Source organism: Intrasporangium sp. (assembly GCF_040414665.1).
In the GTDB taxonomy this organism is placed as follows: Bacteria; Actinomycetota; Actinomycetes; order Actinomycetales; family Dermatophilaceae; genus Intrasporangium.
Genome location: NZ_JBEDUL010000081.1, coordinates 1 through 9,458, shown reverse-complemented (window position 1 = coordinate 9,458; position 9,458 = coordinate 1). Strand labels below are relative to the sequence as shown.

Here is a 9,458-nt window from a genome sequence, read left to right as displayed (position 1 = left end):
CCGGGCTGTCGATCGCGTTCGACCTGCCCACGCAGACGGGTTACGACGCGGACAGCGAGCTGGCCAAGGGTGAGGTCGGCAAGGTCGGGGTGCCGATCGCCCATCTGGGCGACATGCGGGCGTTGTTCGACGAGATCCCGCTCGCCACGATGAACACCTCGATGACGATCAACGCGACGGCGATGTGGCTGCTCGCGCTCTACCAGGTCACCGCCGAACGGCAGGCCGAGGCCGCTGGCGAGCCCCCCGAGACCTGGGTTCACGCGCTCGCCGGGACCACGCAGAACGACATCATCAAGGAGTACCTGTCCCGCGGGACCTACGTCTTCCCGCCCGGGCCATCGCTGCGGCTGACCACCGACCTGATCGCCTACACGGTCCGCGAGATCCCGAAGTGGAACCCGATCAACATCTGCAGCTACCACCTGCAGGAGGCCGGGGCCACGCCGGTCCAGGAGATCGCCTACTCGATGTCGACCGCGGTCGCCGTGCTCGACGCCGTTCGCGACTCCGGCCAGGTCCCGCCGGAGGAGTTCTCCGACGTCGTCGCCCGGATCTCGTTCTTCGTCAACGCCGGCGTGCGCTTCGTCGAGGAGATGTGCAAGATGCGCGCCTTCGTCGAGCTGTGGGACGAGCTGACCCGTGAGCGCTACGGCGTCACCGACGCGAAGGCCCGGCGGTTCCGCTACGGCGTCCAGGTCAACAGCCTCGGCCTCACCGAGGCGCAGCCGGAGAACAACGTCCAGCGCATCGTCCTGGAGATGCTTGCCGTGACGCTGTCCAAGGACGCGCGGGCCCGAGCCATCCAGCTCCCGGCGTGGAACGAGGCGCTCGGCCTCCCACGGCCCTGGGACCAGCAGTGGTCACTGCGCATGCAGCAGGTTCTGGCCTACGAGTCGGACCTGCTCGAGTACGACGACCTCTTCACCGGCTCGGTCGTCGTCGAGCGCACGGTGGCCGAGCTCGTCGCCGGCGCCAGGGCCGAGATGGCGCGGGTGGCGGAGCTGGGCGGGGCGGTCGCCGCCGTCGAGTCGGGCTACATGAAGTCGGCCCTCGTCGCCTCCCACGCCGAGCGCCGGCGCCGCATCGAGGCGGGGGCCGAGGTCATCGTGGGCCTCAACAGGTTCGAGACGACCGAGCCGAACCCGCTCACGGCCGACCTCGACACCGCCATCCAGACGGTCGACCCGTCCGTGGAGCAGGCAGCCGCCGAAGCCGTGCGTGCCTGGCGAGGCGAGCGCGATTCCGACCCGGCACGCCGGGACCGGGCCCGGGCCGCCATCGACCGGCTCACCGCCGACGCTGCATCCGGCGCGAACCTCATGGCGGCTTCCCTCGAGTGCGCGCGCGCCGACGTCACGACCGGCGAGTGGGCGGCTGCCCTGAGGGAGCAGTTCGGTGAGTACCGGGCGCCGACCGGGGTGACCGGCTCCGTCGGCGTTGGCGGGGCCGAACCCGGCGAGGCCCTCGCCCGCGTTCGCGCTGCTGTCGCCCACACGAGTGCCGACGTCGGCGGGAAACTGCGCATCCTCGTTGGCAAGCCGGGCCTCGACGGACACAGCAACGGTGCCGAGCAGGTTGCGGTGCGGGCCCGCGATGCCGGCTTCGAGGTCGTCTACCAGGGGATCCGCCTCACCCCCGAACAGATCGTCGCGGCCGCCGTCGCCGAGGACGTCAACGTCGTCGGGCTCTCGATCCTCTCCGGATCCCACATGGAGCTCGTCCCCGAGGTGCTGCAGGGTCTGCGCGAGGCCGGAGCAGGTGACGTCCCCGTCGTCGTCGGGGGAATCATCCCGGAGGCCGATGCGAGGGCCCTGCGCGACGCCGGAGTCGCAATGGTCTTCACGCCCAAGGACTTCGGCCTCAACGAGATCATGGGCGAGATCGTCGGCGTCATCCGCGCGTCCCGAGGACTGGCCCCGCTCGAGCCCGCCACCGCCTGATTCCACCTTGCCGGGGCAGAGGGTCTTCTGTGGTCCCCGGGAGCGTCCCCCCGTGCGTCGGCATACAGTCACAGCATGAGCGACCTCCAGTGCGCGGCCCGCATCGTCGTCGTCACCCCGCGTGGGCTGGGTGACGTCAAATGGCTCGCCTCCGAGCTCCATCGTGAGCGGGTCCAAGCGGTGTATGCCGCTGACGACGTTCCCGACACGGGTCCCGTCGAGACGTTGGCCGAGGACCTCGGCGTCCCGTGCCACAGCGGCCATGGTGACCTCGAGGACGGGTCCGAGGGACTCGAGGACATCGTCGATCGCCACCGGGGAGAGACCGTCGTCGTGGTGCGCGGGGGTGCGGCCACCGAGCCGGTGCTCATGCTCGTCGACGCGGACGGCACGAGCCTGCACAGCCTCGACGAGAACGTATAGGCGACGGGGCCGAGGGATGACGGACGGATCGTGGACCGGCCCTCGGCACACCGAGGTCGCACCCTAGCCTGTGCCGCATGGATGGTGGGTTCCCCGGGCTCGGCACCGTGGTCAACGTCATCGCTGTCGTGCTCGGCGCGAGCCTCGGCATGCTGGCGGGCAACCGCCTGCCCGACCGCGTCCGGCGCGTCGTCACCGACTGCCTAGGCCTGGTCACCCTGCTCGTGGCGATCCTGTCGGCGCTGGACGTCACCTCGTCGGCCCTCGTGGAGACGGTCGGGTCGGGCGTTCCAGTCCTCATCGTCCTGGGCGCCCTGCTCCTCGGCGGCATCGTCGGCGCGCTGCTCCGCATCGAGGAGCGGCTCGAGTCACTCGCGGGCGTGGTGCAGGGCTGGGTCCAACGGCACGGCGCCAGGGGACAGCACGACCATGCCGAGCGGGAGCGCTTCATCGAGGGCTGGCTCACCGCCTCGCTCCTCTTCTGCGTGGGTCCGCTGACGATCCTCGGCTCCCTCTCCGACGGCCTCGGCAGGGGCATCGACCAGCTGGTGCTGAAGTCGGCGCTCGACTTCTTCGCGGCCATCGCCTTCGCGTCGACCTTCGGCGTGGGCGTGCTGTTGTCCGCGGTGTCGGTCGCGGTCGTCCAGGGCGGGCTGACCCTCCTCGGCGTCACCCTCGGCGCCGTGGTGCCGGAAGCCCACATCGCGGCGCTGACGGCGACGGGTGGCCTCCTGCTCGTCGGCATCGCGTTCCGGCTCCTCAACGTCCGGCACATCCCGGTCGGGGACCTGCTGCCCTCGCTGCTCGTCGCGCCGCTGCTCGTCTCCATCGTGGCGCAGTTCCGCTGAGCGGCGACTGAGCCGCCACCCAGCCGCCACCCAGCCGCCACCGAGGCATGCGCCCCGCGCGACTCGGCGGTCAGAACAGGCGGGCTTCGGCGTCGTCGATCCCCCTGAGCGCGTCGTAGTCGAGCACGACGCACCGGATGCCGCGATCCTCTGCCAACGTCCGGGCCTGCGGCTTGATCGCCTGGGCGGCGAAGACGCCGGTCACGGGTGCGAGCAGCGGATCCCGGTTCATCAGCTCGAGATAGCGCGTCAGCTGCTCGACGCCGTCGATCTCGCCCCGTCGCTTGATCTCGACGGCCACGCTGGCTCCCAGGTGGTCCCTGGCCAGGATGTCGACGGGCCCGATCGCCGTCATGTACTCACGGCGGACCAGTGACCAGCCGTGGCCGAGGGTGTGGATGTGCTCGGCTAGCAGCCTCTGCAGATGGGCCTCCACGCCGTCCTTGACCAGGCCGGGGTCCACCCCCAGCTCGTGCGCGGAGTCGTGCAGGACCTCGTGGATGTGGACGGTGAGCCGGTCCTCCGACTTCGCGTGCTGGACCCGCCACACGAGAACGACGCCCTCGTCGGTCTGGGCGCCGTCCGGGTCGAGCTCCACCATGGTGCAGGGCGGTGACATCCAGTTGAGCGGCTTGTAGGAGCCGCCGTCGCTGTGGACGAGGACCGAGCCGTCCGCCTTGACGAGGAGCAGCCGGGTGGCGAGCGGGAGGTGGGCGGTGAGCCGCCCGTCATAGTCGACGCTGCAGCGGGCGATGACGAGACGCACCGGGCCACCCTAACGTCCGGGCTCGCGGGTTCGGGCGGGTGGCGTGTGGAGCGTCACCCCGGCAGGAGTTTGAGGGGCTCCCCGCCTCTGCGAGACTCGTCCGCATGGCACGTGATATCACCAAGGTTGGCGTCATCGGACTCGGCACCATGGGCGCCGGCATCGTCGAGGTCTTCGCTCGCAACGGCATCGAGGTCGTCGCGGTCGAGGTCGACGACGAGGCGGTGGGGCGCGGTCGGGAGCACCTCGACACCTCCACGGGCCGTGCCGTCGCCCGCGGCAAGCTCTCCGAGGAGGACCAGGCGGCCCTGGTCTCTCGCGTGCAGTTCACCTCGAACCTCAACGACCTCAAGGACTGCCAGCTCGTCGTCGAGGCGGTGCCGGAGCACCTCGAGCTGAAGAAGGAGATCTTCGCCAAGCTCGACCAGATCGTCGACGAGGACGCGATCCTCGCGACCAACACCTCATCCCTCCCGGTCACCGAGATCGCTGTTGCCACGAGCAACCCCAAGCGTGTTGTCGGCATGCACTTCTTCAACCCGGCACCGGTCATGCAGTTCGTCGAGGTCATCAAGACCGTCGTCACGGCCGATGACATCTTCGAGCGCGTCAAGGGCCTGGCCAAGCGCCTCGGCAAGCAGCCGGTCATCGTCGGGGACAAGGCCGGATTCATCGCCAACGCCCTGCTCTTCGGCTACCTCAACCACGCCGTGTCGATGTACGAGAGCAAGTACGCCAGCCGCGAGGACATCGACGCCGCCATGCGGCTCGGCTGTGGCTACCCGATGGGCCCCCTCGCCCTCATGGACCTCATCGGCCTCGACACCGCCTACGAGATCCTCGACACGATGTACAAACAGGGCCGCGACCGGCTCCACGCTCCGAGCCCGATCATCAAGCAGATGGTCAGCGCGGGGCTCCGGGGCCGCAAGACCGGCCGGGGTTTCTACACCTACGCCGCCCCCGGCAGTTCCCAGGTGGTCGAGGACGCGCAGACCCCGCGGCCCAACGGTGAGAGCGAGATCGCGCTGCGGTCCATCGCCAAGGTCGGGGTCGTCGGCTCGGGCACCATGGCGACCGGCATCGTCGAGGTCTTCGCCAAGGCCGGCTTCGACGTCATCTACGTCGCCCGCGCCGCCACCAAGGTCGAGTCCGTGCGGGGGGCGCTCAGCAAGAGCCTCGAGAAGGCCGTGCAGCGCGGGAAGGCCAGCGAGACCGACCGCGACGCGGCGCTCGCCAGGGTCACCGGCTCGACCCGACTCGACGACCTCGCGGACGTCGACATCGTCGTCGAGGCCGTCGTCGAGGACCTCCACGTCAAGCAGGCCCTCTTCGAGAATCTCGACGAGATCTGCAAGCCCGGCGCCATTCTCGCCACGACGACGTCGTCGCTGCCCGTCATCGAGTGCGCCTCCGCGACGAAGCGGCCACAGGACGTCATCGGCATGCACTTCTTCAACCCCGCCCAGGTGATGAAGCTCGTCGAGGTCGTCCACACCGTCTCGACGGCGGAGGACGTCGTCGCGACCGTGCAGGACCTCTGCCTCAAGGTCGACAAGCACCCGGTGACCTGTGGGGACCGGGCCGGGTTCATCGTCAACGCGCTCCTCTTCCCGTACCTCAACGACGCGGTGAAGATGCTCGAGGCCAACTACTCGACCGCGGATGACATCGACACGGCGATGAAGACCGGCTGCTCGCTGCCGATGGGCCCGTTCGAGCTGCTCGACGTCGTCGGCCTGGACGTGGCCCTCGCCATCGAGCGCGAGCTCTACCTCGAGTTCCGCGAGCGTGGCTACGCCCCGGCCCCGCTCCTCGAGCACCTCGTCACCGCCGGCTACCTCGGGCGCAAGTCCGGCCGCGGCTTCCGCACCTACGCCTGACCGACCGCGCCCCTCCCACCACCCCGCAACACGCCCGGAACCGCAGAGCTCACCCCTGTTGCATCAGGGGCGAGTTCGAGATTCCCGGGCGTGTTGCGGAGAATGGGCGCGTGTCACCGAAACGCCGACCGAGCAAGCACGCCCGCCCGCACGTGCCGCTCGATCTCGTCCGGCTGCAGGGCGGGGCGACCCGCGAGGACGCCTATCGCGGCCTGCGGTGGACCGTCCGGGCCGTCAGCGGAGCCTCGGCGACCCGCGCCTACCTGTGCCCCGGCTGCCAGCAGGACATCGAGCCAGGCGTGCCGCACGTCGTCGTGTGGCCGGCCGAGGGGATCGGCGGCCTCGATGACCGACGCCACTGGCACACCGGCTGCTGGCGGCGCCGCGACGCTCGGCCCTCCGGCAGCGCGTACCGCTGACCCCAGCATCCCGCGCCGCGAAGCGGAGCAGTTCTGGACTGCGCCCCAGCCGAACCGCGCCCGGCGTCGGCACCGAGCACAGCGGCATACGGCATCGTCGATGCCGGCGACAAGTCAGTGTTGCTGCTGTCGTGGCACGAGAACTTCCTCGTAGATGAGCAGGGCCCCGGCCGCGAACGGGATGGCCAGCAGGGCACCGAGGATCCCGAGCAGCGTGCCGCCGGCAAGGGCCGCCACCACGGTGAGCGCGCCCGGCACCGCCACGGTCTGCTGCATGATCCGCGGCATCACCGCGTAGTTCTCCAGTTGCTGGTAGACGATGAAGTAGATGATGACGATGAGCGCCTTCTGGGGTTCGTCGAAGAAGGCAACGAGGGCGACGACCGAGGCACCGAGGGTGGCACCGACCATCGGGATGAGGCCGAGGAGGCCGACGGCCACGGCGAGGACGGCGGCATACGGAACGTCGAGCAGACTCATCATGATCCAGGCACAGAAGGCGTTGGTGGCCGCTACGGCCACCTGCCCGATGGCATAGGACCCGACGCGACGCATGATCTCCTCGGCGAGCGAGATGAAGCGCGTCCGGCGGGTGGCCGGCACGAGTGCATACGAGGCCTGCTTGACCGAGGGCAGGGTCGCGAGGAAGTACAGCGTGAGGACGAGGACGGTGAGGATGCTGAAGACGCCTGAGGCGATGATCCTCCCAGCGTCGAGCACGCCGCCGAAGATGCCGGCCCAGAGGTTCCCGTCGGCGACGCGCTTGCTGATCTCCTCCTGGATCCGCTGGATCACCTCGTAGCGCTGGTCGAGGTCCTGGACCACCCGGTTGCGCAGCAGGTCGTCGAGCATGCCGGGTGCCCGGGTGGACAGCTCGGTGGCCTCCGCGGCCACCGGGGGGATGACGACCATGCCGATGAGGGTGAACACCGCGAGCAGGCCGAGGAAGACGATGGCCACCGCCCAGCCGCGACGCATCCGCTGGCGAGTGAGGGCCTCGACGAGGGGATTGAGCGACAGGGTGAGGAAGAACGAGACGATGAGCAGGGTGATCGTCGTGTCCAACCGACCGATCGCCTGGACGACCGCATAGGCCACGAGCACGCCGAGCGCGCCGACGAACCCGACGTAGAACGGCGACTGGCGGTTGAACGGGATGCCGGCCCTGCCGTAGTCGCGACTCCGGCCGTTGCTGGTGGCGCGGCTCGGTCGACCGTCCGGCTCAGCGGCCCCCTCGTCCCGCCCGGACTCACCGAGCGGCAGGGTGCTGGCGAGCAGGTCGGGTCCGGACGCCTCCTCGGGGCCGGGGCGTTCCTGGAGCTGGACCGGCGCGGCGGGGGTGGTCTGCGTGCCAAGCGTGCCCGGGGTGGCCTGGGCGGGGTGGCCCGGGCCGCCGCTTCGCTGCTGGGCTCGCACGTCGGCGATGCGCTCGCGCTGAGCACGCCGGTACTGCGTCCACCGTCGCCAGAAGGTCACCCCGGGAGCCTACGCGAGGCACCGGGGATGACGCGCTCGGAAAGTGGCGTGTCAGTCCGTGCCGGGTAGGCCAGGCGGATCACTCTCCCCGGAAGCGGTTGATCTCGGCCGCGAAGCGGGCGCGCTTGCCCACGTTCGTCACCCCGAGGCCCTCCTCTGGCGAGAGCGTGAGGACCCCGACCTTGCCCTGGTGGGCGTTCTGGTGCACGTCGAGGGCGGCCTGGCCGACATCGTCGAGGGCGTAGGCCTTCGAGAGAGTCGGGTGGATGAGGCCTCGGTTGATCAGCTCGTTGGCCTCCCACGCCTCCCGGTAGTTGGCGAAGTGCGACGAGACGATCCGCTTGAGGTTCATCCACAGGTAGCGGTTGTCGTACTCGTGCATGTACCCCGAGGTGGAGGCGCACGTGACGATCGTGCCGCCCTTGCGAGCCACGTAGACGCTGGCCCCGAACGTCTCCCGCCCGGGGTGCTCGAAGACGATGTCGACGTCATAGCCGCCGGTGAGCTCCCGGATCCGTTTGCCGAGGCGCTGCCACTCCTTCGGGTCCTGCTCGGTGCCCTCCTCGTTCCAGAACCGGTAGCCCTCGGCGTTGCGGTCGATGATGAGGTCGGCGCCCATGGCGCGGCAGATCTCCGCCTTCTCGGGCGAGGACACGACGCAGACCGGGGTCGCACCGCCGGCGAGGGCCATCTGGGTCGCGTAGGACCCGAGGCCGCCCGACGCTCCCCAGATGAGGACGCGGTCGCCGAGCTTCATCGCGGCGCCGTTCTTCGAGATGAGCTGGCGGTACGCGGTGGAGTTGACGAGCCCGGGGGAGGCGGCCTCCTCCCACGTCAGGTGGTCGGGCTTGGGCATGAGCTGGTTGGCCTTGACGATGGCGAGCTCGGCGAGACCGCCGAAGTTCGTCTCGAAGCCCCAGATCCGCTGCTGCGGGTCGAGCATCGTGTCGTTGTGGCCGTCGGCGTCCTCGAGCTCGACGGACAGGCAGTGGGCGACGACCTCCTGGCCGGGCTTCCACTTCGAGACGCCGGGGGCGACGCGGAGGACGACGCCGGCCAGGTCGGAGCCGACGACGTGGTAGGGCAGGTCGTGGCGCTTGGCGTACTCCGAGGTGCGCCCGTAGCGCTCGAGGAACCCGAACGTCGGCAGCGGCTCGAAGATCGAGGTCCACACCGAGTTGTAGTTGACCGAGGAGGCCATCACGGCCACCAGGGCCTCGCCCGGGCCGAGTTCGGGCAGCGGCACGTCGCCGAGGTGGATCGACTTGCGCGGGTCCTTGTCGCGGGTCTCAAGCCCCGCGAACATCTCCGTCTCGTCCTTGTGCACGGTGATCGCGCGGTACGACTCGGGGAGCGGCAGGGCGGCGAAGTCGTCCGGCGTCGAGTCCGGCGACTGGATCGCGTCCAGGATGTCCTTCACGGTCACGGTGTTGCCTCCGGCGGTGAGCACCCCTGAGGGAGGGGGCGCTGAGGGTTCGTCGGTGCTGCGATGAGTGCTGCTGAGGGTTGGGTGGGGTTTGCCGTCGGTTCGGCGGTGGTGCTTCGGCAGCGCTTTGTGGCGCGGGAGGTGCCTGTGACGCAGGCGTCCGGGCGGGCAGGCCTGGGAGAGGCTTGCTGGGACAGCCGGCGCACGTATGGTCTCTGCGCGCCGGCCGCCCGGACACCTTCAACGTATGGCACGGCGTGACAGGGCGCAAGGC

The 9,458-nt window shown here is 69.9% G+C and carries 8 protein-coding genes; 5 read left to right on the top strand and 3 right to left on the bottom strand.

Annotation, left to right across the window (positions count from 1 at the left end):
- The 3 genes from ABF401_RS09190 to ABF401_RS09180 form a co-directional block, all read left to right on the top strand.
- Positions 1-1,943 (top strand): ethylmalonyl-CoA mutase (locus ABF401_RS09190; RefSeq protein WP_353509246.1); only part of this gene is annotated, 1,943 nt, incomplete at its 5' end.
- A gap of 75 nt (positions 1,944-2,018) precedes the next feature.
- Entirely contained in the window at positions 2,019-2,366 is a 348-nt protein-coding gene (locus tag ABF401_RS09185) for a hypothetical protein (protein ID WP_353509245.1), read from the top strand.
- Between the two features lie 77 nt (positions 2,367-2,443).
- On the top strand, positions 2,444-3,214 hold the full coding sequence (locus ABF401_RS09180; RefSeq protein ID WP_353509244.1) for a DUF554 domain-containing protein: 771 nt from the start codon (positions 2,444-2,446) through the stop codon (positions 3,212-3,214).
- Positions 3,215-3,284: 70 nt separating this feature from the next.
- Here ABF401_RS09180 and nucS read toward each other — a convergent pair whose 3' ends face one another.
- Positions 3,285-3,980: an endonuclease NucS gene (gene nucS / locus ABF401_RS09175; protein ID WP_353509243.1), complete on the bottom strand. Its 696-nt coding sequence runs from the start codon at positions 3,978-3,980 to the stop codon at positions 3,285-3,287.
- A 104-nt stretch (positions 3,981-4,084) separates the two neighbouring features.
- Between nucS and ABF401_RS09170 the strand changes: the two genes are divergently transcribed.
- Entirely contained in the window at positions 4,085-5,863 is a 1,779-nt protein-coding gene (locus ABF401_RS09170) for a 3-hydroxyacyl-CoA dehydrogenase family protein (protein ID WP_353509242.1), read from the top strand.
- 110 nt (positions 5,864-5,973) lie between these two features.
- Positions 5,974-6,282 carry an Rv1322 family protein gene (locus ABF401_RS09165; protein ID WP_353509241.1) on the top strand — a complete coding sequence of 103 codons (309 nt, stop codon included), beginning with the start codon at positions 5,974-5,976 and terminating at the stop codon, positions 6,280-6,282.
- A 114-nt stretch (positions 6,283-6,396) separates the two neighbouring features.
- Here ABF401_RS09165 and ABF401_RS09160 read toward each other — a convergent pair whose 3' ends face one another.
- Together ABF401_RS09160 and ccrA are read right to left on the bottom strand one after the other, a co-directional pair.
- Entirely contained in the window at positions 6,397-7,758 is a 1,362-nt protein-coding gene (locus tag ABF401_RS09160; protein WP_353509240.1) for an AI-2E family transporter, read from the bottom strand.
- Positions 7,759-7,837: 79 nt separating this feature from the next.
- A complete protein-coding gene (gene ccrA, locus ABF401_RS09155; RefSeq protein WP_353509239.1) occupies positions 7,838-9,178 on the bottom strand; it encodes a crotonyl-CoA carboxylase/reductase in 1,341 nt (446 codons plus the stop codon).
- Positions 9,179-9,458 lie beyond the last annotated feature (280 nt).

What these genes read in the sequence shown, in the direction of transcription:
- ABF401_RS09185 (WP_353509245.1), top strand. Translation starts at nt 2,019, where the DNA reads ATGAGCGACCTCCAGTGCGCGGCCCGCATCGTCGTCGTCACCCCGCGT.
- ABF401_RS09180 (WP_353509244.1), top strand. Translation starts at nt 2,444, where the DNA reads ATGGATGGTGGGTTCCCCGGGCTCGGCACCGTGGTCAACGTCATCGCT.
- ABF401_RS09170 (WP_353509242.1), top strand. Translation starts at nt 4,085, where the DNA reads ATGGCACGTGATATCACCAAGGTTGGCGTCATCGGACTCGGCACCATG.